The following is a 22,203-nucleotide window of genomic DNA, read 5'->3' as shown; positions in this document are numbered from 1 at the left end:
GGGTAACTCCAGCCAGAAGAAACGTGCGCGACAGGGTAGCACATCTTGCCGCGCAACGACGTTATCAGATCAGGCTCTCAGACGAGGGGATCAGCTTTGGATTGAGGCAGTTTTCATAATACTGCTGAATGTCTGCAAGCCGGGTGCGCGAGCGCTGGTAGCGGCGCAGGGCCATAAAGCCGTTCCAGAAAATGGCGATCAGCATCGCGGTCATCAGCAAAGAGGTGCCGATGTAACGCCACAAGCCTGCGCTATCCGGCATCCGGTGCAGGCCGATATGGCGAGTGCCGTTGGCGTCGGTATAAATACTCGTGACAATCCCTTCGGCGCTGAACGGCGTTTGCATCAGCATCTGCGCCAGGCGCTGGAACTGGCTCCACTGCTCCTGTGCCGGGTAGTCATAAAGCGCAACCTGCGGGTAGGGCTGATCGACAAGGTCGCTGCCTTCATCGCTTGCTATCACAAAGCCGCCCGGCGCCGGGCTGTTCAGCGCCTGAGCCGCACGGGTGGTCTCGCGCATCATGAACGGCGACGTCGAGGTGGCGACCAGGTTATCCAGCGATTCCGCGCTCACCGGACGCAGCAACACGTTAACGCCATCCAGTCGTCCCGCTTCGGCGCGTTTTACCAGCGAGTCCCAGTCTTTGCTGTTCCCCAGGTTTACCAGGGCGTTTTTAAGGCGTATGCACTCATCCTGAGAGGAGCATAAATCCTGCGTTTTCAGGACGATGTCACCAAAATCATCCAGCAGAACCATGCCTGATTTCTGAATGGCCGAGCGCAGCGCGGGGCTGACGCGCGAATCATCGTCCGGTTTCGGGTGCAGCTGGCGGTTAACCGTCTGGGTGAGAGCCGTGGCCTTATTCACCACTTCGGATTCCGGCAGCGGCAGCGGCGGCGCGTCGTTCCAGATAATTTGCGAACAGTCGAACGGCATGAACGGCGAGCTCTGACGCGTGTTCCACGCCCCCGGGGTGTGAATATTACACATCCCGGTTCCCTTCAGGCGCAGCGTGTCCCCCACGCGTACACCGGCTTCATCCAGTTTGTTGACGCTTGTCGCTTCAATGGTTTGCGCCCCTTTGATCCACGACAGGGTGAATTTAATGGGCATATCCAGCGGCACGAAAAGCAGCAGCATGGCTAAGACCAGCGCGGCGCCGCCGGCAATGACCGTACTGCGTAGCCAGTGCTGAAGCGGGAAATTTTTCACTTCATCATGCAGAGACAGGAAGCGCCCCTGACGCACAACGTGGCGGTCAAGGTAGATATCAATATCGGTTTTCTGCCCTAAATCCTGTGCGATCCACGGCTGCCAGTGACGCGGGTAGATCAGGTCGATAATACCGAGCGAGATATTGTTGAGATGCTCCTGATCGTTTTCACCGAACAGGCCCCAGCGCTTTGGCGTCCCGCGCAGGCAGTGGATCTCGCGCAACGAGGTTTTAGCCGGTGGAGCAAAGAGACCCCAAAGCCCGCCGGCCAGCAGCAGCACCGCGCCGCCAGCCAGCCAGGGGACAAACACATCCGGCGTCAGCAGGCAGATAAAAAAGAGCAGGAAGGCAGCAACGATCAGAATGGCTTCACGGATGCCGTCCGGGCGGCTCAGGGCGTACTCTTCATGCGTTTCCTGGCGAATGTTCAGCAGTTCGATCTGCTCTGTCTCTTCGCCACGAATGGACGCCTGCGTTGAACTCGCGCGCTCCAGCGCAAAACGCGGGGCTTCCTGAAGGTATTCATTCAGCGTATGGCCGTTAAGCGTGATTACCAGAGGCAACGAATCGGTGTGAATCAGCTCAACGCTGTTTTCGTCATTAATGTATTGCTCCCAGGACGGGGGCAGATGCACTTCGACGGAATCAAGGTAATAGCGCCATTTGTTGGGGTCATCAGTGGTGATGCCATAGCGCGTGATGGAGCGCGTCACGCACAGCACGGTATCACTTTGCGCATTCAGCTTTAGCGCGACGGGCGCAGCGGTGGCTCCCGTTGGCCCAGGCGTTAACTGAGTACGGTTCAGGATTTCGAGATAGTTTTCAACCGCATCGCGCTCGTCCTGCGTGAGTTTACGCGTGCTCGCACCCGCAAATGCGTTTAAAAAAGGCAGACGATAACGGCGCTGTACGCGGCGCCTGTACAACCACCCTGCAACCAACGCGCCGGCCAGCATAGCAGCGAGAACAATCAAAATGGTGCTCATGCTTTCCCCATCTTACTTATCTTCTTACAGGTGTAGTCAGTAGCACCTTTACATTGAATGAGAGTCTGTGGCTGGCTATCGGCAAGTATGGAGTCGAACTTGAGCATTCTGAAGCGCATCCCAGTGACCGGTGATGATAGCAAAGCCTGTTATGGCGCGATATCAGCAAATTCCTGGAAACATTTCAACCTCTTGACATTTGTTTTGAATTGAGGATTGATCCCTGATACGTTGCATAAATGTAAATAAAGAACGATTGACATTGCCGAAACCGTGCGGCATATCGCACAATAACGCCAGTTCTCACTGCTAAGACCCATCAAGATGAGCAAACCATTACAAAAACCCACCATTCTGAATGTTGAAACTGTCGCCAAATCGCGCCTGTTTAATGTCGAAAGTGTGGACCTGGAGTTCAGCAACGGTGTGCGTCGCGTTTATGAACGTATGCGCCCCTCTTCGCGCGAAGCGGTGATGATTGTTCCCATTGTCGACGATCATCTGATTTTGATCCGCGAATACGCTGTGGGAACGGAATCTTACGAGCTTGGGTTCTCGAAAGGGCTTATCGACCCGGGTGAAACCGTCTTTGAAGCGGCAAACCGCGAGCTGAAAGAAGAGGTCGGCTTCGGTGCGAATGAGCTTTCATTCCTGAAAAAGCTGAGCATGGCGCCGTCCTATTTTTCCAGCAAAATGAATATCGTGGTGGCTGAAGACCTCTATCCTGAATCGCTGGAAGGGGATGAGCCGGAGCCGCTGCCGCAGGTTCGCTGGCCGTTAGCGCACCTGATGGATCTGCTTGAAGACCCTGACTTTAATGAGGCTCGCAACGTGAGCGCGCTGTTCCTGGTACGGGAGTGGTTGAAGGGGCAGGGGCGGCTGTAATGGCCTGATGCCCCATCCCAACTCTCTCCCACGGGAAGAGGGAGCAAACACAAAAACGGCAACCAGAGGTTGCCGTTTTGCTTTGTTGTCAGAACAGCTCGTGCGTCTCGCCGTTATCAATAATCTCTGTCCCCACCTCGTGCACCGCCTGCGTGGTTGGCTGCGTGCCCTCGATGAAATACTCTTCGCGACTATTACCGCCGTTGGCGAGCTGACCGGTGCTGCGGTCGATATTAACCGTCACCACGCCTGGCGGTGGCGTTAACGGCTGCTCCGGCACGCCTTCAAGAACGGACTTCATGTAGGCGTCCCAGGCCGGCTGCGCGCTCTTCGCTCCGCCTTCGTAGCCGGAAATTTGATCCTTAATCGCGCCGGAGGCCGTTGTACGACCTAAGTCACGGCGGTGATCGTCGAAACCGATCCAGACCGATGTTACCACGCCCGGGCCGTAGCCGGAGAACCACGCGTCTTTCGAGCTGTTGGTTGTCCCCGTTTTACCGCCGATGTCATGACGCTGCAAATCGCGCCCTGCGCGCCAGCCTGTGCCCTGCCAGCCCGGTTCACCGAAGATGTTGGTGTTCAGCGCGCTTTTGATCAGGAACGACAGCGGCGTGTTGATCACGTGCGGGGCATACTCCGGCGCGCCGGTCTGTGCCACCAGCGACTGGTTAGCCTGCTCGAGCTGCGGCTGCGGCACGACGCCGTTCTGCTGCTCCTGAGACACGGCAGGGTCTTCCATGTCCTTATTCTCAAGCACCTCGGATTTCGGCGTATTGCCATAAATCACCGGAATATCGCAGTCAGGGCAGGCAATTTTCGGCTTCGCTTCGAACAGCACGCCGCCCTGGTCGTTCTCGATCTTGCTGATGAAGTACGGGTCAATCAGGAAGCCGCCGTTGGCCATCACCGAGTACCCGCGTGCGACCTGAAGCGGCGTAAACGAGGCGGAGCCTAACGCCAGCGACTCGGTGCGAACGATGTTCTGCGCCGGGAAACCGAAGCGCTGCAGATACTCTGCGGCATAGTCGACGCCCATTGCGCGCATGGCGCGCACCATCACCACGTTTTTCGACTGTCCCAGGCCCTGACGGAGACGAATTGGGCCGGCATACTCCGCAGGAGAGTTCTTCGGCTGCCAGTCGGAACCGGCACCGGCATCCCAGCGGGAGATTGGCACGTCGTTAAGGATGCTGGCGAGGGTCAAGCCCTTATCCATCGCTGCCGTGTAGAGGAACGGTTTGATATTGGAACCGACCTGACGCAGCGCCTGAGTGGCGCGGTTAAATTTGCTCTGGTTGAAATCAAACCCGCCGACCAGGGCCAGGATGGCACCGTTCTGTGGATTGATAGAGACCAGGGCCGAGTTTACGTCCGGCACCTGCGCCAGCCACCAGGATTCGCCTACCTTGCGCACCCAGATTTGCTGCCCGGTCTGGACTGCATCGGTCACTTTACGCGGCGTTGCGCCCTGCAGGGTATCCGAGCGGTAAGGACGCGCCCAGCGGATACCGTCCATACGCAGGGAGACGGACGTACCGTCCGCGAGCGTCGCAACGGCTTCCTGAGGATCGGCCTGCGTTACCACGGCAGGAAGGAGCGGACCATAGGTTGGCAGCGCCTTCAGCGTACTGGTGATTTTTTTGCTGTCCCACGCGCTTTCGCCCACTTTCCAGAGCACGTTTGACGGGCCGCGATAGCCGTGACGCATATCGTAGTCCATCACGTTGTTCCGCACCGCTTCCTGAGCCGCCTGCTGGACCTTACGGGTGACGGTGGTGTACACGCGATAGCCATCTTCGTAGGCCTTGTCACCATAGCGATTCACCATCTCCTGGCGAACCATTTCGGTCAGGTAAGGGGACGCGAAGGCGATCTCAGGGGCGTGGTAGTTAGCGTCAATGACATCGTTACGCGCCTGGTCGTACTCGCTCTGGCTGATGTAGCCTTCGCTCAGCATACGTGACAAAACGACGTTACGGCGCGCGGTGGCGCGATCGAGCGAGTAGAGCGGGTTAAACGTGGACGGCGCTTTCGGCAGACCGGCGATGGTTGCCATTTCGCTTAAGGTGAGCTGCTCAACGGGCTTACCGAAGTACACCTGTGCGGCAGCCCCCACGCCATAGGCGCGGTAACCCAGGTAGATTTTGTTGAGGTACAGCTCAAGGATTTCGTCTTTGCTCAGCAGCTGCTCAATACGGATCGCGAGGAACACCTCTTTGATCTTACGTATCAGCGTCTTTTCAGGGCTGAGGAAGAAGTTACGCGCCAGCTGCTGCGTAATGGTACTCGCCCCCTGAGAGGCGTGACCAGAGAACAACGCAATGCTCGCGGCACGGAAAATCCCCACCGGATCGACACCGTGGTGCTCGTAAAAACGGCTGTCCTCCGTGGCGATAAAGGCTTTCACCATCACGGGGGGGATTTGGTTTAAGGTCAGCGGAATACGACGCTTCTCGCCATACTGCGCCATCAGCTCGCCATCGGCGCTATAGACTTGCATCGGGATCTGGAGGCGCACATCGCGAAGCGTGGCGACATCAGGTAGCTGTGGCTCAATATATTTGTATAAACCGTATATCGAGCCTGCTCCCAGCAGAATGCAACAGACTGCAAGGATGAATAAATACTTTACGAACTTCACCGGAGATTTCCCATTTGGTTTCACTTGGGCAGTTTCTAAACAATCGCGCGGTAGTATAAAGGCAAGCCTGATTCATTGATATAGCCGTCAACCCGACGGGCGATAAGGAGATCGTGAAGCATGGCTTTCAAAACATGGCAAACGGGCGTTCATATTCAACAGGATAGGGTGCAGATCGTCGCCTTGGCCCGGGAGAAGTCGGGCTGGTGCTTGCGCCGCTGGTGGGCGATTCCTCTGGACGAGGGCATCATTCGTGACGGCAAAATTTGTCAGCCAGAACAGCTGGTTGATGCGTTACGCGACTGGCGCAAAACGCTGCCGCACTACCATCGGGTGTTCCTCTCTTTCCCGGCAGCACGCACTCTGCAACGGACGCTCCCCCGCCCGACCGTTGCGCTGCGCGACAGCGAGCAGCTCTCATGGCTTGGCGCGGCGCTCGCGCGCGAACTGGAGATGTCTGCCGATACGCTCTGTTTCGATTACGCGCAGGATACCTTCAGCAATACCTTTCACGTGACCGCCGCGCAAAACAACGAGGTTGATACCCTACTGGCGCTGGCGAAAACGCTGCGTTTGCGGCTGGTGGCCATTACGCCGGATGCCAGCGCGCTGGCGAATCTTCTTCCTGCGGTGGCGCCAGCGACGTGCGTCGCCTGGCGCGACGACCGGCAGTGGCTGTGGGCGATGCGCCACCAGTGGGGACGCCGCTTTACGACAGAAGCCGAAAGCGTGGCCGAGCTGGCGGCGCTGCTGGCGCTTGGTCCGGATGACATCGCGCTGTTTGATAACCGACGTGACCCGTGGGAAATCCTGGAGCGCTGCCAGGCCCCGCTACCGGACTGCGGCGCTGATTATACCGTTGCGCTGGCGCTGGCCATGAGCGAGGTGCCCGGATGAGCCTCATGAACTTTCTGCCCTGGCGACAGCAGCGGCGCGCACGATGCCTGCGTTTCTGGGGGGCAATGTGTGTCGGCACCGTGCTGTTGATGTTCGCGATCATTTTCTGCCTGCGGATAAACCCTGTTATGAGGCTGCACGCGCTGCAAACGGAGCTGACGGGAATGCAGACCGTGCAGCATGCGCTTGCCTCCCGGCAGAAACTCGCCTCACAGGCGCAGAAGCCAGCGCAGACACGTCAACAACGCGCATGGCAGCCGGTGCTGGAATCCCTTTCCCGCGCCACTCCTTCACAGGTCTGGCTGACAGAGCTTCGCTATCAGCCTCCTGCTCTGATGTTGAGTGGGTATGCCATAACCCTGCCAGCCCTGTCTGCTCTGCGCGATGCGCTGGGCCAAATAGCGGGTTTTACGCCCGGAACGGCGGGTGAGCTTCGGCAGGACAGCCAGGGGCGCTGGATGTTCACCCTCCATCTTAAAAGCGAGGGGTAACGCATGGATGCCCTGTTAGAACGCTGGTGCGAAAGCCGTCCCTGGTATCGGGTGCTTTTCTGGTGTCTGGGGAGTCTCCTGGCAGGACTGGCCGCGTGGGGCACCTTGCTCAGACCGCTGGACAGGCAGTGTGCTGAACGACAGCGACAGCTGATTCAGGACGCGAGGACGAACGCGGCGTTATGGCCTGTCGTCAGAAAGGTGCCGTTTCTTACGGAAACAACGGAAATACGCGAGCTGACGCCGTTTTCCCCGCTCGATTTTCAGGGTGATAACGCGACGCTGGTTCACTGGAAGCCGCTGCAGAACGGAGGGGAACTGATGCTGGAGGTGGAGTGGCAGGCTCTCCCGGCGCTTTTTTCCCGGCTGGCGCAGCGGGATGTGCAGATCGCCGCTTTCGCGATTGCCCCACAAGGTACAGCGTTGCGCCTGCGGCTGGAGCTGGAACATGCGAAATAGCGCGCGATATTTGCTGGTTTGCTCAGCGCTGCTATTGACCGGCATGCGCGATCCGTTTCGCCCGCCGGACGATCCCTGTGCCATTGGCGAGCTGGCGCAGTGGCGCTATCGCGGCATGGTGGGAGGACAGCAGGCTATCGGCATTTTACAGGATGGGCAAAAGCGCTGGTACCGGCTGAAAACGCATGAACGCTTCCCGGCGGGCTGGACGATAACAGCCATCAATGAAACGGAACTGGTTGTTGATGTGGGTGACACATGTGAACCAGGAACATGGACGTGGCAACGAGAAGGAACGGATAAGAATGAATTTACGGATAATGCTGTGGCTGATGGCGTTCAGCCATCCGCTGTGGGCCGCCGCGCCAAAACCGGTCACGCTGGTGGTGGATGACGTGCCTGTAGTCCAGGTGCTGCAGAGCCTGGTCGCACAGGAGAACCGAAATCTGGTGATATCGCCTGACGTCGGCGGCTCGCTTTCGCTCAACCTGACGCGCGTCCCCTGGCGGCAAGCGTTACAGACGGTTGTCACCAGTGCTGGCCTCGTTTTGCGAGAGGAGGGCGGCATTTTTTATGTGCATACCGCGGCCTGGCAGCGTGAACAGCAGGAGCGCTCAGAACAGGAGCGAACGCGTCGACAGCTTGAGGCGCCACTGGTTTCTCACAGCCTCGCTTTCTCCTATGCCGATGCCGGAGAGCTGCAAAAATACGCTGAAAAACTCCTGAGCCCAAAGGGAAGTTTGTCTCTCGACAAACGCACCAACCGGCTGCTGATTCGCGATAACCAGACGGTGGTGGAGACGCTGCAGCGCTGGGCCGCTCAGATGGATATTCCTGTCGAACAGGTCGAGCTGGCGGCGCATATTGTGACCATTAATGAAAAAAGCCTGCGTGAGCTGGGAGTGAAATGGAATCTCGCCGACGCCGCCGACGCGGGAAAGGTTGGCCAGCTCACCACGCTTGGCAGCGATCTTTCCGTCGCCAGCGCCACCAGCCACGTGGGTTTTAACATCGGACGGATCAATGGTCGGCTGCTGGATCTGGAGCTCTCTGCGCTGGAGCAAAAACAGCAGGTCGATATCATCGCCAGCCCGCGGCTGCTGGCCTCGCATATGCAACCGGCCAGCATCAAGCAGGGGAGTGAAATTCCGTATCAGGTCTCAAGCGGCGAAAGCGGCGCAACCTCCGTTGAGTTTAAAGAGGCGGTATTAGGGATGGAGGTCACGCCGGTGGTCTTACCGGGAGGGCGCGTGCGCCTGAAATTGCACATCAGTGAAAATATGCCGGGACAAGTCCTGCAGCAGGCTGACGGCGAAACGCTGGCGATCGACAAACAGGAGATAGAAACCCAGGTGGAGGTAAAAAGTGGAGAAACGCTGGCGTTGGGCGGAATTTTTTCGCAGAAGAACAAAACTGGCAGCGACAGCGTGCCGGGGCTGGGGAAAATCCCCTGGCTTGGGCAGCTTTTTCGCCACGATGGGAAGGATAATGAACGGCGCGAGCTAGTGGTGTTTATTACACCACGTCTGGTCGGTATTCGCTGACGGGTAACGATCCCCGCAATGATTTTGCATTCAGTTTGTTGCAGATGTTTGACGTGGGGCATGAATTAGCATACAAGGAGTACCGATTTGAGTTGGACTTACGTCTTATTACCTTATGCGCCCGGCGCGGTGATTTAATCAGTTGCCAAACAAGCCGGAGTATTGAGATAATTTTTAGTCTGACTCTCGCTCTATTGCATATGAGGTTTCAGTTCATGTCCTGCTACGCTGGGTGTCTGCGAAGCGGGAATTACCATTAACGAATAGTCTTAGTAGTACCGATAAAATGGCAGAGAAACGCAATATCTTTCTGGTTGGGCCTATGGGTGCCGGCAAAAGCACTATTGGGCGTCAGTTAGCTCAACAACTCAATATGGAATTTTACGATTCTGATCAAGAGATTGAGAAACGAACCGGAGCTGATGTGGGCTGGGTTTTCGATGTAGAAGGCGAAGAAGGTTTCCGTGACCGAGAAGAAAAAGTGATCAACGAACTCACGGAAAAACAGGGCATCGTTCTGGCAACAGGCGGCGGTTCTGTGAAATCTCGCGAAACCCGTAACCGTCTCTCCGCCCGTGGCGTAGTGGTCTATCTTGAGACGACCATTGAGAAACAGCTGGCACGTACGCAGCGCGATAAAAAGCGCCCGCTGCTGCAGGTTGAAACGCCACCACGCGAAGTTCTGGAAGCGTTGGCCGATGAACGCAATCCGCTGTATGAAGAGATTGCCGACGTGACCATTCGTACTGACGACCAGAGCGCTAAAGTGGTTGCAAACCAGATTATTCATATGCTGGAAAGCAACTGATTCTGGCTTTATATACACTCGCCTGCGGGTAAAAGCATTAAAGGTGGATGTCGCGTCATGGAGAGGATTACAGTTACTCTCGGGGAACGTAGTTACCCTATCACCATCGCGGCTGGTTTGTTTAACGACCCAGCTTCCTTTTTACCACTGAAAGCGGGTGATCAGGCGATGCTGGTCACCAATGAGACGCTGGCTCCGCTTTATCTCGACCGCGTACGCCACCTGCTTGAGCAGGCGGGCGTAAAAGTCGACAGTGTGATTCTCCCCGATGGCGAGCAGTATAAAAGCCTGACGGTACTGGATACCGTCTTTACCGCATTGCTGCAAAAACCGCACGGTCGCGATACAACACTGCTTGCCCTGGGCGGCGGTGTTGTGGGCGATCTGACCGGCTTTGCGGCCGCAAGCTATCAACGTGGTGTCCGTTTTATTCAAATCCCAACCACGTTGCTGTCCCAGGTCGACTCCTCTGTGGGTGGCAAAACGGCAGTCAACCATCCGCTCGGCAAAAACATGATTGGCGCGTTCTACCAGCCCGCATCGGTGGTGGTGGATCTCGACTGTCTGAAAACCCTGCCGAAGCGCGAACTGGCTTCGGGTCTGGCAGAAGTGATCAAATACGGCATTATTCTCGATGGCGAGTTCTTTAGCTGGCTTGAAGAGAATATGGATGCGCTGCTGTGCCTGGATGAGGCTACACTGGCATACTGCATTCGTCGTTGTTGTGAACTGAAAGCAGAAGTTGTCGCTGCAGACGAGCGTGAAACGGGCTTACGTGCTTTACTGAATCTTGGGCATACGTTTGGCCACGCCATTGAAGCCGAGATGGGTTACGGCAACTGGCTGCACGGTGAAGCCGTCGCGGCCGGTATGGTCATGGCAGCGCGCACCTCTGAACGTCTGGGGCAGTTTAAACCTGAAGAGACGGCACGCATCATTGCGCTGCTTGAGCGTGCAGGTTTGCCGGTAACCGGGCCGCAGGAGATGTCGGCGCAAGCGTATTTACCCCACATGATGCGCGATAAAAAAGTATTGGCAGGTGAGATGCGTCTTGTACTCCCGCTTGCAATAGGGAAGAGTGAAGTGCGCGGCGGAGTGCCGCACGATGTCGTTCTTGGCGCTATCGCTGATTGTCAGCAGGCGTAACAACTAGAAAGGTCAGGCCACTGTCGCAGGTGGTCGTTTAGCTTCAGGTGAAATGCAAAGTCGTTAGCATAAGCCTTTGAGTGGGGTGTTAAATGGATGAATTCAAACCAGAAGACGAGCTGAAACCCGATCCCAGCGATCGTCGTACTGGTCGTTCTCGTCAATCTTCAGAACGTGATAACGAGCCGCAGATCAACTTTGACGATGTTGATCTGGATGCAGACGATCGTCGCCCTTCGCGCAGCCGCAACGCGCACGAAGAGCGAGCAGAAGAGGATTATGAGTCCGAAGAAGATTCAATGGACGAACAGCCTGTAGAGCGTCGCCCACGTAAACGTAAAAAAGCCGCTGCGCCGAAACCGGCTTCCCGCCAGTACATCATGATGGGCCTGGGCGTTCTGGTGCTTGTGCTGCTGATTGTCGGCATTGGCTCCGCGCTTAAAGCACCGTCAACGAACTCAACCGAGCAAACTGCTTCCGCTGAGAAGAGCATCAACCTGTCCGGTAACGATGCGACCAATCAGGCGAATGGCGCACAGCCTGCACCGGGTGCGACTTCCGCAGAGCAGACCGCAGGTAACACCACAGCGCCGCAGGATGTTTCTCTGCCGCCCGTTTCTTCAACCCCTGCTCAGGGTCAGGCACCTGCTACGCCTGAAGGCCAGCAGCGCGTAGAAGTTCAGGGTGATCTGAACAATGCGCTGACGCAGCCGCAGAACCAGCAGCAGGTTGATAACGTCGTGGTTAACTCTACGCTGCCAACTGAGCCGGCAACCGTTGCCCCGATTCGCGGTGGTAACGCTCAGCCACAAACGGCTGCGACGGAAACCAAACCGCGCCAGACGCAAACTGCGACGCGTCCTGAACGTAAGCAGGCGGTGATTGAGCCTAAGCGTGAAACCAAACCTCAGGCAGTCGTAAAAGCGCCTGAAGTGAAAGCCGTACCGGCACAGCCGAAACGCACCGAAACGGCTGCGGTGAGCGAGCCTGCTAAAGCGCCAGTCACGCAGACTGCGCCGAAAGCAACGGCAACCACAGCTGCACCTGCAGCCACGGCTCCGGCAGCCACGGCAACAGCCTCCAGCAGCGCCGCAGGCAAAACTGCAGGTAACGTTGGCTCGATGAAGTCTGCGCCATCCAGCAACTACACGCTGCAGCTGAGCAGTTCGTCTAACTATGACAACCTCAACAGCTGGGCGAAGAAATCAAATCTGAAAGACTATGTTGTTTATCAGACGACCCGTAACGGTCAACCGTGGTATGTGCTGGTCAGCGGCGTTTATTCGTCCAAAGATGAAGCGAAACGTGCCGTAGCGGCACTGCCAGCGGATGTTCAGGCAAAAAATCCCTGGGCGAAGCCGATTCATCAGGTTCAGGCCGATCTGAAGTAATGTTTAAAGCGCAGGATGCTGTCGGAGCTTTCTCCACAGCCGGAGAAGGTGTAATCAGTTAGTCAGCATGAAAAAAAATCGCGCTTTTCTGAAATGGGCAGGGGGGAAATACCCCCTGCTCGATGATATTAAAAAGCACCTGCCAAAAGGCGAGTGTCTAATCGAGCCTTTCGTGGGTGCGGGATCGGTGTTCCTCAACACCGATTTTTCTCGTTATATCCTGGCGGATATCAACAACGACCTTATCAGCCTCTATAACATTGTTAAGCTGCGTACCGAAGAGTATGTCGCAGAGGCGCGCAAACTGTTTACGCCGGAGAATAATCAGCCGGACGTTTACTACCAGTTCCGCACTGAGTTTAATCAGAGTCAGGATCCGTTCCGTCGGGCGCTGCTGTTCCTCTATCTCAACCGTCATGGTTACAACGGCCTGTGCCGCTATAACCTGCGCGGAGAGTTTAACGTGCCGTTTGGTCGCTATAAGCGCCCGTATTTCCCGCAGGACGAGCTGTACCACTTTGCCGAAAAAGCGCAGAACGCAGAGTTTCATTGCCTCTCCTATGAAGAGTGTATGGAGCTGGCAGGCGTAAACTCGGTGGTTTACTGTGACCCGCCTTACGCACCACTGTCTGCAACGGCGAATTTCACCGCTTATCACACCAACAGCTTCAGCCCGGCCGAACAGGCCCGTCTGGCGGAGATGGCAGAAAAGCTGGTCAGCAAAAGAATTCCGGTGTTAATTTCGAATCACGACACGCCTGATACGCGCGAATGGTATAAAGCCGCGAAGCATTTTCAGGTCAAAGTGCGGCGTAGCATTAGCAGCAACGGCGGCACACGTAAAAAGGTGGACGAACTTCTGGCTCTTTATCGCCCCTGAGCCGTTTTGCCCGCCGGTAAACACATTTCAAGGAGAAGCGGATGAAACAGTTTTTGATTGCTCCCTCAATTCTGTCGGCCGATTTTGCCCGCCTGGGTGAAGACACCGCCAAAGCTCTCGCGGCTGGCGCAGATGTCGTCCATTTCGACGTTATGGACAACCACTACGTCCCTAACCTGACCATTGGCCCAATGGTGCTCAAGGCATTACGTAACTATGGCATTACCGCGCCGATCGACGTTCACCTGATGGTTAAGCCTGTTGATCGCATCGTGCCTGACTTCGCCGCAGCGGGTGCCAGCATCATCACTTTCCATCCGGAAGCCTCTGAACACGTGGACCGCACGCTGCAGCTGATCAAAGAGAACGGCTGTAAGGCGGGCCTGGTGTTTAACCCGGCCACGCCGCTGAGCTATCTCGACTATGTCATGGACAAGCTGGACGTGATTCTGCTGATGTCCGTTAACCCGGGCTTTGGCGGTCAGTCGTTCATTCCCCACACGCTGGATAAGCTGCGTGAAGTGCGCCGTCGTATTGATGAGTCAGGTTACGATATTCGCCTGGAAGTGGACGGCGGTGTGAAAGTGAATAACATTGGTGAAATTGCGGCAGCCGGCGCGGATATGTTCGTTGCAGGTTCGGCAATTTTCGACCAACCGGATTACAAAAAAGTCATTGATGAAATGCGCCGTGAGCTGGCGAAGGTAAGTCATGGATAAATTGCAGGCAATTCGGGGTATCGCATTTGACCTCGACGGCACGCTGGTCGACAGCGCGCCGGGCTTAACGAGCGCCGTAGACCAGGCGCTGTACGCCCTTGAACTCCCCGTTGCGGGGGAAGAGCGCGTGGTAACGTGGATTGGCAACGGCGCCGATGTCCTGATGGAGCGCGCGTTGACGTGGGCGCGTCAGGAGCGCGCGTCGCAGCGTTCCGCGCAGGGTAAACCGAGCGTTGACCACGCTGACATCCCTAAGGATGAACAGCTGCGGATTCTGCGCAAACTGTTCGATCGTTTCTATGAAGAGACCGTCGAGGAGGGCAGTTTCCTGTTCCCGGACGTTCAGGACACGCTGAGCGCGCTGCACGCGAAGGGCATTCCGCTGGGGCTGGTGACCAACAAACCGACGCCGTTTGTTGCACCGCTGCTGGAAGCGCTCGATATCGCGAAGTATTTCTCCGTGATTGTGGGCGGCGACGACGTACAGAACAAAAAGCCGCATCCGGAACCGCTGTTGCTGGTGGCAGGAAAATTATCCTTAACGCCTGCGGAACTGCTCTTTGTCGGGGATTCGCGCAATGATATTCTGGCTGCCCGAGCGGCTGGGTGTCCTTCCGTCGGATTAACCTATGGCTACAACTACGGTGAAGCCATCACATTAAGTGAGCCGGATGTGGTCTTCGACCACTTCAAAGATTTGTTGCCCGCACTCGGGCTTTCGCACAGTGAACATCAGGAATTGAATAATGACTAAGCCCATCGTTTTTAGTGGCGCACAGCCTTCAGGTGAATTGACCATTGGTAACTACATGGGTGCGTTACGTCAGTGGGTCAGCATGCAGGATGAGTACCATTGCATTTACTGCATCGTCGATCTCCATGCGATTACCGCGCGTCAGGATCCTGAGAAGCTGCGTAAAGCCACCCTGGACACCCTGGCGCTGTATCTGGCCTGCGGCATCGATCCTGAGAAGAGCACCATTTTCGTTCAGTCTCACGTGCCGGAGCACGCGCAGCTGGGCTGGGCGCTGAACTGCTACACCTATTTCGGCGAGCTGAGCCGTATGACCCAGTTCAAGGATAAATCCGCGCGCTACTCTGAAAACATCAACGCCGGTCTGTTCGACTATCCGGTGCTGATGGCGGCGGACATCCTGCTGTATCAAACCAACCAGGTACCGGTAGGTGAAGACCAGAAGCAGCACCTGGAGCTGAGCCGCGATATTGCCCAGCGCTTTAACGCGATTTACGGCGATGTGTTTAAAGTGCCAGAGCCGTTCATTCCGAAGTCCGGTGCGCGCGTGATGTCGCTGCTGGAGCCGACCAAGAAGATGTCCAAGTCTGACGATAACCGCAACAACGTTATCGGCCTGCTGGAAGATCCGAAATCCGTCGTCAAAAAGCTCAAGCGCGCAGTCACCGACTCCGACGAGCCGCCTGTAGTGCGCTACGACGTGCAGAACAAAGCGGGCGTCTCCAACCTGCTGGATATCCTCTCCGGCGTGACCGGCCAGAGCATTCCTGAACTGGAAAAACACTTCGAAGGCAAGATGTACGGCCACCTGAAAGGTGAAGTGGCAGACGCCGTTTCCGGCATGCTTACCGAGCTGCAGGAGCGTTATCACCGCTACCGTAACGATGAAGCTTTCCTGCAGAAGGTGATGAAAGACGGCGCGGAAAAAGCCAGCGCGCGCGCGTCCGAAACCCTGAAAGCGGTGTACGAAGCGATTGGATTTGTGGGTAAACCGTAGGTAAAAGCAAAACGGTAACCACGTTACCGTTTTTAGGGTTGTACCCTCTCACTGTGGGAGAGGGTCAGGGTGAGGGCATCAGGCCGCACTTCCCTACACAAAAAAACCGGGATATCCCGGTTTTTTTACGCCTGAAAAACGCTTACTGATCCGCCGCCGGGCCGCAACCGCCGATGATCTTCGAAATGGAGATCGCCGGGTGCAGCAGGTAATCGTAGCTGCAGTTATTTTTGGTGTTCTGTACATGACCGGTACAGGCAGTCAGAGTCGATAACAGGCCAACCAGAACGGCGGCTTTTGCCAGTTTGAACATACGCATTCCTTGTCTTAAAAACGAAAGTTGGATGTAACTCAAGGGAATAAAGGGAGAAATTCCACTTCGGGGCGGTATGTTATCGACAGCGGTAAGAGGGGAGTAGTCCGCATAAGGACTACTCCGCAAAGGAAGAATATGCGTTAGTGATTCGAGAACCAGTTCAGCTTATCGCGCAGCTCAACCACGCGACCCACCACAATCAGCGCCGGGCTTTCGACCTGCTGCGCCAGCTCACCGAGCTGCGTCAGTACACCATTCACCACGCGTTGCTTGATGGACGTACCGTTTTCCACCAGCGCAACCGGCATATCAGCCTCCATGCCGTGCTCCAGCAGCTTCGCCTGAATCGTCGCGGCCTGGTTCAGCCCCATATAGAAGACCAGCGTCTGCTTTTCCGCGGCCAGGTTATGCCAGTCCAGCTCGCAGCCGGTTTTCAGATGGCCCGTCACCAGACGCACGCTCTGGGCATAGTCGCGGTGGGTCAGCGGAATGCCAGAGTAAGCTGAGCAGCCGGATGCCGCCGTAATGCCCGGCACCACGGAGAACGGAATGCCCGCGTCACACAGGGTTTCCAGCTCCTCGCCGCCGCGACCAAAGATAAACGGATCGCCACCCTTAAGGCGCACCACGCGCTTACCTTTCTGCGCCTCGCGCAGCAGGATCTGGTTAATCTCCTCCTGCGGCACGCAGTGATAGCCCGCCCGTTTTCCAACGAATACGCGGTCGGCATCGCGGCGTACCAGGTTCATTATGTCATCAGAGACCAGACGATCGTAAACCACGGTATCGGCCTGCTGGATCTGCTGTAGCCCTTTCAGCGTCAGCAAGCCCGCATCGCCGGGGCCTGCGCCCACCAGCACCACTTCACCGCGATGGTCCAGCGGCTCGCTGAGCAGCTGTTCGGTCGTCTCTTCAACGGCTTTGGTGTCCTGATTCGCCAGCGACTGCGCCAGCCTGTCGTTCACAAAGAATTTTTCCCAGAAGCGACGGCGCTCACCCACGGTCGAGAAGGTTTGCTTAACGCGGGAGCGGAGCTGCCCGGCGTAATGCGCAATCTGACCAAGGTGCTGCGGCAGCACGGCCTCCAGCTTTTCCCGCAGCAGGCGGGCGAGAACCGGCGAGCGTCCGCCGGACGACACCGCAATCATCAGCGGCGAGCGGTCGATAATCGACGGCATAATAAAGCTGGCCTCTTTCGGCGCATCCACCACGTTGCAGAAGATTCGGCGCGCTTCGCAGGCGTCGCTGACGCGCTGGTTCACTTCATCGTCGTCCGTTGCGGCAATCGTCAGCCAGCAGGTATCCAGCAGGGATTCATCAAACTCACCCTGTTCCAGCGTGAGCATCCCTTCCTGAGCCCAGACCTCAAACTGTGGGGCGAAGGCGAGGGCGTTGACGGTGAGCCGGGCGCCAGCCTCTAACAGCAGGCGCGCTTTGCGTTCAGCCACGTCGCCGCCGCCCACGAGCAGGCAGTCGCGGTTGCGTAATTGACAAAAAATCGGCAGGTGATCCACGACGTTACCTCGCAGCTTTCATGGAGGGGGTAAGAATTGACGTCAGGATAACAGCAGGAATCGTACAAAACATACGGTTTTTCCTGCCGTTACCCATAAGGGGTCATAAGCTTTTCGTATTGAAAAGGCGGGGGATTAGCCTTTCAGCTGCACCTTGCCGTCCTTCACGCGAACGTCATAGTGCTTCACTGAATGACTCTCATCTTCCATGCAGTAACCGTCGCTTAAGCGGAAACGCTGCTTTTTCAGCGGGCTGGCGACCCACAGTTCGCCCTGATGCTCGGCAATCAGTCCGCGGGAAAGCACGCTGGCCTCGAAGAACGGGTCGATATTGCTGATGGCAAAAACCTGTTCATCGTGGCGAGGGCGGAAAATCGCAACCTGCTCGCTGCCCAGCAGCGCGCATACGCCGGTGGCCGGGATGATGTCGTTAATATCGCAAATGTTTATCCACTGGCTCATGCGTTTTCCTCCACCAGCTTGACCGGAATTCGTTCATACGGTGTCGCTGGACGATGCTGTTCACGCTCGGGCACTACCTGTACGTTCGGGTCGCGCTGGGTGCTGTTGATGAAGTGTTTGAAGCGCGTCTGCGCCGCCGGGGTGTTGACGGTTTCAGTCCACTCGCAGATCACCGCCTCGCGCAGGCGCGCCATCTCGGCTTCCAGATGTTCATTCAGGCCCAGTTTGTCGTCGATGATCACCGCTTTCAGGTAGTCGATGCCGCCTTCCAGGTTATCGAGCCAGGAGGCGGTACGGGTCAGCTTATCGGCGGTGCGGATATAGAACATCATGAAGCGGTCTAGATACTGAATCAGCGTGTCGCGATCGAGATCCGCCGCCAGCAGGTCCGCGTGGCGTGGCTTCATCCCGCCGTTGCCGCAGACGTACAGGTTCCAGCCTTTTTCGGTGGCGATAATACCCACGTCTTTACCCTGCGCTTCCGCACATTCGCGGGTACAGCCGGAGACGCCAAACTTCATTTTGTGCGGGGTGCGGATGCCTTTGTAGCGGTTTTCCAGCTCCACGCCGAAGCCCACGCTGTCGCCGACGCCGTAGCGGCACCAGGTGCTCCCCACGCAGGTTTTCGCCATGCGCAGCGCTTTGGCGTACGCGTGACCGGTTTCGAAGCCGGCTTCAATCAGCTGACGCCAGATTTCCGGCAGATCGTCTTTCTGCGCGCCAAACAGGCCGATACGCTGGGAGCCGGTAATTTTGGTGTAGAGGTTAAATTCACGCGCAATACGACCCACGGCGACCAGCCCTTCCGGCGTGATTTCGCCCCCGGCTGAGCGTGGAATAACGGAGTAGGTGCCGTCTTTCTGGATGTTCGCCAGGAAGTTGTCGTTGGTGTCCTGCAGCGGCGTGTGTTCCGGATTGAGTACGTACTCGTTCCAGCAGGAGGCCAGCAGGGAGCCGACGGTCGGTTTACACACTTCGCAGCCGTAGCCCTGGCCGTGTTTCGCCAGCAGCTCGTCGAAGGACTTGATGCCTTCCACGCGGATCAGGTGATACAGCTCCTGGCGAGAATACGCGAAGTGCTCGCACAGGTTGTTGTTCACTTCGATGCCCTGTTTCGCCAGTTCGGCGTTCAGCACCTGAGTGACCAGCGGAATACAGCCGCCGCAGCCGGTACCGGCTTTGGTTTCCGCTTTCAGCGCCGCCACGGTGTGGCAGCCTTTGTTGATGGCGGAGATCAGCATGCCTTTGGTGACGTCGAAGCAGGAGCAAATTTGCGCGCTGTCCGGCAGTTTATCCACGCCGATAGACGGCTTGCCGCTGGACGCGTGCGCCGGGAGGATCAGCGCGTCCGGGTTTTCCGGCAGTTCGATGGCGTTCAGCACCAGCTGGAGCAGGTTGCCGAAGTCGCTGGTGTCGCCCACCAACACCGCGCCGAGCAGGGTTTTGTTGTCCTGGCTGACGATGAGGCGTTTGTAGACTTCTTTGCTTTCGTCGAGATAGACATAGCTGCGGGAATTCGGGGTGCGGCCATGCGCATCGCCAATACCGCCCACGTCCACGCCCAGCAGCTTCAGCTTGGCGCTCATGTCTGCACCGGTAAACGCGTTTTCGCTGCCGAGGATATGGTCCACGGCGACCTGCGCCATTTTGTAGCCCGGTGCCACCAGACCGTATACGCGGTTGTTCCAGCTTGCGCATTCGCCGATGGCGTAGATATCCGGATCGGAGGTCTGGCAGGCGTCGTTGATCATGATCCCGCCGCGCTGCGCCACGGCCAGCCCGCACTGGGTCGCCAGCTTGTCGCGCGGGCGAATACCGGTGGAGAAGACGATGAAGTCCACTTCCAGCTCGCTGCCATCGGCAAAGCGCATGGTTTTGCGCGCTTCAGTCCCTTCCTGAACGATCTCTTTGGTGTTTTTGCTGGTGTGAACCTTCACGCCCATGCTTTCGATTTTACGACGCAGCTGGTCACCGCCCATGTGGTCGAGCTGTTCGGCCATCAGCATCGGGGCAAATTCGATGACGTGGGTTTCAACGCCGAGGTTTTTCAGCGCGCCTGCCGCTTCCAGACCCAGCAGGCCGCCGCCGACCACCGCGCCGCGACGGCTGCGACGGGCGCAGGATTCGATGGCGTTGAGGTCTTCAATGGTACGGTAGACGAAGCAATCCTGAGTTTCCGAGCCTTTGATCGGCGGGATCCACGGATAAGAGCCCGTCGCCATGATCAGCTTGTCGTAAAAAACCGTACGCCCGGCGCTGGAGTGGATCACTTTTTCCTGACGGTTGATGGTGATAGCGCGTTCGCCCACCAGCACTTTTACGCCATGCTTCTCGTAGAAACCTTCGCGCACTAGAGAGAGCTCTTCGGCGGTATGATGGGAGAAGTAGGAAGACAGGTGCACACGGTCGTACGCCTTGCGGGGTTCTTCACAGAACACGGTAATATCGAACTGCTCAGCATCGGCCTTATCGAGAAGATCCTCGATAAAGCGGTGGCCGACCATGCCGTTACCGATGATAGCGAGTCTGACTTTGCTCATTATTGCCTCGATTTCTTTTCTATTATTGCCTACCTTAACGATTCAGCAGGGGCGCTTATTGATGCAAATCAAATACGTCTTCGCCTACTCCTTAGGTGGTATATAACTGATTTGTCAGGATTTTTATAAGTGGCGGAAATCGCAGGCTTTTCGCGCTCGTTGAATTTGTGTACAAATCAGGGGCGGTTTTGCCAAAATCGATACGCCTGAATATCAGCGGCGTTTTTTAGGGGAAGGGTATGTCTACAACACCGTTATGGCTTGTTCAGAATGTTCGTTTACCGGGTCGGGAAGGGCTGTGGCAGCTCGCCATTGAGAACGGGCGATTTGGTGACATCACCCCGATGGACGACACCCACGCCGAAAGTTATGAAGTATTGAACGCGCGCGGCGGGCTTGCGATCCCGCCGTTCATTGAGCCGCATATCCATCTTGATACGACCCAGACCGCGGGTGAGCCGAACTGGAACCAGTCCGGCACGCTGTTCGAAGGCATTGAGCGCTGGGCGGAGCGCAAGGCGTTGCTCAGCCATGAGGATGTTAAAGCGCGCGCCTGGAAAACGCTGAAGTGGCAAATTGCCAACGGCATCCAGTTTGTCCGTACCCATGTGGATGTCTCCGACCCGACGCTCACCGCCCTGAAGGCGATGCTGGAGGTGAAGCAGGAGGTTGCCCCGTGGGTGACGCTGCAAATCGTCGCGTTCCCGCAGGAAGGTATTCTCTCTTACCCGAACGGCGCGGCGCTGCTGGAAGAGGCGTTAAGGCTGGGGGCCGACGTGGTGGGGGCGATCCCGCACTTCGAGTTCACCCGCGAGTATGGCGTGCAGTCGCTGCATATCGCTTTTGAACTGGCGAAGAAGTATGACCGTCCGCTGGATATCCACTGCGATGAAATCGACGACGAGCAGTCGCGGTTTGTCGAGACGGTGGCAGCGCTGGCGTATGAAGCAGGTATCGGCCCGCGCGTGACGGCCAGCCACACCACCGCCATGCACTCCTACAACGGCGCTTACACCTCGCGGCTCTTCCGTCTGCTGAAAATGTCGGGGATTAACTTCGTCGCTAACCCGCTGGTCAATATTCATCTTCAGGGGCGCTTTGATGACTATCCGAAGCGCCGCGGCATCACCCGGGTGAGAGAGCTGCAGGAAGCGGGCATTAACGTCTGCTTCGGTCATGACGACGTCTTCGACCCGTGGTACCCGCTCGGCACCGGCAACATGCTGCAGGTGCTGCACATGGGGCTGCACGTCTGTCAGATGATGGGCTATCCGCAAATCGACAGCGGCCTGAATCTCATCACCCATAACAGCGCCCGTACCTTCGGCCTGAGCGATTACGGTATTGCCACGGGGAACCCGGCGAACCTGATTATTCTGCCTGCCGAGAGCGGGTTTGAAGCGGTGCGCTGTCAGGTGCCGGTGCGCTGGTCGATTCGTCAGGGACGGGTGATCGCCACGACGCAGCTGGCGCAGACGTGGATCCAGATGGATATCGGAGGAGAAGAGGTAAGTTTTGCCAGAAACAGCCCCTCTGCCGAGCGCAAAGGGGCGTAGGGG

General features: G+C 57.1%; 20 protein-coding genes. 14 read left to right on the top strand and 6 right to left on the bottom strand.

What is annotated here, in order from left to right; all coding sequences use genetic code 11:
• Positions 1–64: 64 nt before the first annotated feature.
• Positions 65–2,200: an intracellular growth attenuator family protein gene (locus tag ACWKXN_RS16035; RefSeq protein ID WP_033146817.1), complete on the bottom strand. Its 2,136-nt coding sequence runs from the start codon at positions 2,198–2,200 to the stop codon at positions 65–67.
• A 324-nt stretch (positions 2,201–2,524) separates the two neighbouring features.
• Between ACWKXN_RS16035 and nudE the strand changes: the two genes are divergently transcribed.
• On the top strand, positions 2,525–3,085 hold the full coding sequence (gene nudE, locus ACWKXN_RS16030; RefSeq protein WP_008503041.1) for an ADP compounds hydrolase NudE: 561 nt from the start codon (positions 2,525–2,527) through the stop codon (positions 3,083–3,085).
• An 88-nt stretch (positions 3,086–3,173) separates the two neighbouring features.
• On the opposite strand, the gene mrcA is transcribed toward nudE, so the two are convergent.
• A complete protein-coding gene (gene mrcA, locus ACWKXN_RS16025; protein ID WP_039263080.1) occupies positions 3,174–5,726 on the bottom strand; it encodes a peptidoglycan glycosyltransferase/peptidoglycan DD-transpeptidase MrcA in 2,553 nt (850 codons plus the stop codon).
• Positions 5,727–5,846: 120 nt separating this feature from the next.
• Here mrcA and pilM point away from each other — a divergent pair, with 120 nt between their 5' ends.
• The 12 genes from pilM (at position 5,847) to trpS (ending at position 15,812) form a co-directional block, all read left to right on the top strand.
• Positions 5,847–6,623 (top strand): pilus assembly protein PilM, encoded by a 777-nt coding sequence (pilM, locus tag ACWKXN_RS16020; protein WP_454544010.1) that lies wholly within the window; start codon positions 5,847–5,849, stop codon positions 6,621–6,623.
• A complete protein-coding gene (locus tag ACWKXN_RS16015; protein ID WP_047059815.1) occupies positions 6,620–7,114 on the top strand; it encodes a PilN domain-containing protein in 495 nt (164 codons plus the stop codon). Before pilM ends, ACWKXN_RS16015 begins: the two co-directional genes overlap by 4 nt.
• 3 nt (positions 7,115–7,117) lie before the next feature.
• A complete protein-coding gene (locus ACWKXN_RS16010) occupies positions 7,118–7,573 on the top strand; it encodes a HofO family protein (RefSeq protein ID WP_454544009.1) in 456 nt (151 codons plus the stop codon).
• Positions 7,563–7,967, top strand: a complete 405-nt coding sequence (locus ACWKXN_RS16005; protein ID WP_373226167.1) for a HofP DNA utilization family protein — start codon at positions 7,563–7,565, stop codon at positions 7,965–7,967. The genes ACWKXN_RS16010 and ACWKXN_RS16005 overlap by 11 nt, the downstream gene beginning before the upstream one ends.
• On the top strand, positions 7,894–9,117 hold the full coding sequence (gene hofQ / locus ACWKXN_RS16000) for a DNA uptake porin HofQ (protein WP_454544035.1): 1,224 nt from the start codon (positions 7,894–7,896) through the stop codon (positions 9,115–9,117). The genes ACWKXN_RS16005 and hofQ overlap by 74 nt, the downstream gene beginning before the upstream one ends.
• A 286-nt stretch (positions 9,118–9,403) precedes the next feature.
• On the top strand, positions 9,404–9,925 hold the full coding sequence (gene aroK, locus ACWKXN_RS15995; protein WP_003861630.1) for a shikimate kinase AroK: 522 nt from the start codon (positions 9,404–9,406) through the stop codon (positions 9,923–9,925).
• Positions 9,926–9,982: 57 nt separating this feature from the next.
• Complete coding sequence (aroB, locus tag ACWKXN_RS15990; RefSeq protein WP_033146810.1) at positions 9,983–11,071, top strand: 3-dehydroquinate synthase; 1,089 nt, start codon at positions 9,983–9,985, stop codon at positions 11,069–11,071.
• Between the two features lie 92 nt (positions 11,072–11,163).
• Positions 11,164–12,462: a cell division protein DamX gene (gene damX, locus ACWKXN_RS15985; RefSeq protein WP_033146809.1), complete on the top strand. Its 1,299-nt coding sequence runs from the start codon at positions 11,164–11,166 to the stop codon at positions 12,460–12,462.
• A gap of 67 nt (positions 12,463–12,529) precedes the next feature.
• Entirely contained in the window at positions 12,530–13,342 is an 813-nt protein-coding gene (gene dam / locus ACWKXN_RS15980) for an adenine-specific DNA-methyltransferase (protein WP_033146808.1), read from the top strand.
• A 41-nt stretch (positions 13,343–13,383) separates the two neighbouring features.
• Positions 13,384–14,061: a ribulose-phosphate 3-epimerase gene (gene rpe / locus ACWKXN_RS15975; protein ID WP_024907923.1), complete on the top strand. Its 678-nt coding sequence runs from the start codon at positions 13,384–13,386 to the stop codon at positions 14,059–14,061.
• Entirely contained in the window at positions 14,054–14,815 is a 762-nt protein-coding gene (gph, locus tag ACWKXN_RS15970) for a phosphoglycolate phosphatase (protein ID WP_048976259.1), read from the top strand. Before rpe ends, gph begins: the two co-directional genes overlap by 8 nt.
• Positions 14,808–15,812: a tryptophan--tRNA ligase gene (gene trpS, locus ACWKXN_RS15965; RefSeq protein ID WP_023309477.1), complete on the top strand. Its 1,005-nt coding sequence runs from the start codon at positions 14,808–14,810 to the stop codon at positions 15,810–15,812. Before gph ends, trpS begins: the two co-directional genes overlap by 8 nt.
• 142 nt (positions 15,813–15,954) lie before the next feature.
• On the opposite strand, the gene ACWKXN_RS15960 is transcribed toward trpS, so the two are convergent.
• The 4 genes from ACWKXN_RS15960 to nirB form a co-directional block, all read right to left on the bottom strand.
• Positions 15,955–16,125 carry a YhfL family protein gene (locus ACWKXN_RS15960; protein ID WP_033146806.1) on the bottom strand — a complete coding sequence of 57 codons (171 nt, stop codon included), beginning with the start codon at positions 16,123–16,125 and terminating at the stop codon, positions 15,955–15,957.
• 143 nt (positions 16,126–16,268) lie between these two features.
• Positions 16,269–17,642 carry a siroheme synthase CysG gene (gene cysG / locus ACWKXN_RS15955; protein ID WP_454544008.1) on the bottom strand — a complete coding sequence of 458 codons (1,374 nt, stop codon included), beginning with the start codon at positions 17,640–17,642 and terminating at the stop codon, positions 16,269–16,271.
• A 135-nt stretch (positions 17,643–17,777) separates the two neighbouring features.
• On the bottom strand, positions 17,778–18,104 hold the full coding sequence (gene nirD / locus ACWKXN_RS15950) for a nitrite reductase small subunit NirD (protein ID WP_023309475.1): 327 nt from the start codon (positions 18,102–18,104) through the stop codon (positions 17,778–17,780).
• Entirely contained in the window at positions 18,101–20,644 is a 2,544-nt protein-coding gene (nirB, locus tag ACWKXN_RS15945; protein ID WP_211438720.1) for a nitrite reductase large subunit NirB, read from the bottom strand. Before nirB ends, nirD begins: the two co-directional genes overlap by 4 nt.
• Positions 20,645–20,883: 239 nt before the next feature.
• On the opposite strand from nirB, the gene ACWKXN_RS15940 reads away from it, so the two are divergent.
• On the top strand, positions 20,884–22,200 hold the full coding sequence (locus tag ACWKXN_RS15940) for a cytosine deaminase (protein ID WP_048981427.1): 1,317 nt from the start codon (positions 20,884–20,886) through the stop codon (positions 22,198–22,200).
• The last annotated feature ends 3 nt before the right edge of the window (positions 22,201–22,203 follow it).

The organism is Enterobacter sp. UPMP2060 (assembly GCF_053709655.1).
The sequence above is the reverse complement of the archived record's forward strand: the minus strand, read 5'-3'. Positions and strand labels throughout refer to the sequence as shown.

What these genes read in the sequence shown, in the direction of transcription:
- ACWKXN_RS16035 (WP_033146817.1), bottom strand. Translation starts at nt 2,200, where the DNA reads ATGAGCACCATTTTGATTGTTCTCGCTGCTATGCTGGCCGGCGCGTTG.
- nudE (WP_008503041.1), top strand. Translation starts at nt 2,525, where the DNA reads ATGAGCAAACCATTACAAAAACCCACCATTCTGAATGTTGAAACTGTC.
- pilM (WP_454544010.1), top strand. Translation starts at nt 5,847, where the DNA reads ATGGCTTTCAAAACATGGCAAACGGGCGTTCATATTCAACAGGATAGG.
- ACWKXN_RS16015 (WP_047059815.1), top strand. Translation starts at nt 6,620, where the DNA reads ATGAGCCTCATGAACTTTCTGCCCTGGCGACAGCAGCGGCGCGCACGA.
- ACWKXN_RS16010 (WP_454544009.1), top strand. Translation starts at nt 7,118, where the DNA reads ATGGATGCCCTGTTAGAACGCTGGTGCGAAAGCCGTCCCTGGTATCGG.
- ACWKXN_RS16005 (WP_373226167.1), top strand. Translation starts at nt 7,563, where the DNA reads ATGCGAAATAGCGCGCGATATTTGCTGGTTTGCTCAGCGCTGCTATTG.
- hofQ (WP_454544035.1), top strand. Translation starts at nt 7,894, where the DNA reads ATGCTGTGGCTGATGGCGTTCAGCCATCCGCTGTGGGCCGCCGCGCCA.
- aroK (WP_003861630.1), top strand. Translation starts at nt 9,404, where the DNA reads ATGGCAGAGAAACGCAATATCTTTCTGGTTGGGCCTATGGGTGCCGGC.
- aroB (WP_033146810.1), top strand. Translation starts at nt 9,983, where the DNA reads ATGGAGAGGATTACAGTTACTCTCGGGGAACGTAGTTACCCTATCACC.
- damX (WP_033146809.1), top strand. Translation starts at nt 11,164, where the DNA reads ATGGATGAATTCAAACCAGAAGACGAGCTGAAACCCGATCCCAGCGAT.
- dam (WP_033146808.1), top strand. Translation starts at nt 12,530, where the DNA reads ATGAAAAAAAATCGCGCTTTTCTGAAATGGGCAGGGGGGAAATACCCC.
- rpe (WP_024907923.1), top strand. Translation starts at nt 13,384, where the DNA reads ATGAAACAGTTTTTGATTGCTCCCTCAATTCTGTCGGCCGATTTTGCC.
- gph (WP_048976259.1), top strand. Translation starts at nt 14,054, where the DNA reads ATGGATAAATTGCAGGCAATTCGGGGTATCGCATTTGACCTCGACGGC.
- trpS (WP_023309477.1), top strand. Translation starts at nt 14,808, where the DNA reads ATGACTAAGCCCATCGTTTTTAGTGGCGCACAGCCTTCAGGTGAATTG.
- ACWKXN_RS15960 (WP_033146806.1), bottom strand. Translation starts at nt 16,125, where the DNA reads ATGTTCAAACTGGCAAAAGCCGCCGTTCTGGTTGGCCTGTTATCGACT.
- nirD (WP_023309475.1), bottom strand. Translation starts at nt 18,104, where the DNA reads ATGAGCCAGTGGATAAACATTTGCGATATTAACGACATCATCCCGGCC.
- nirB (WP_211438720.1), bottom strand. Translation starts at nt 20,644, where the DNA reads ATGAGCAAAGTCAGACTCGCTATCATCGGTAACGGCATGGTCGGCCAC.
- ACWKXN_RS15940 (WP_048981427.1), top strand. Translation starts at nt 20,884, where the DNA reads ATGTCTACAACACCGTTATGGCTTGTTCAGAATGTTCGTTTACCGGGT.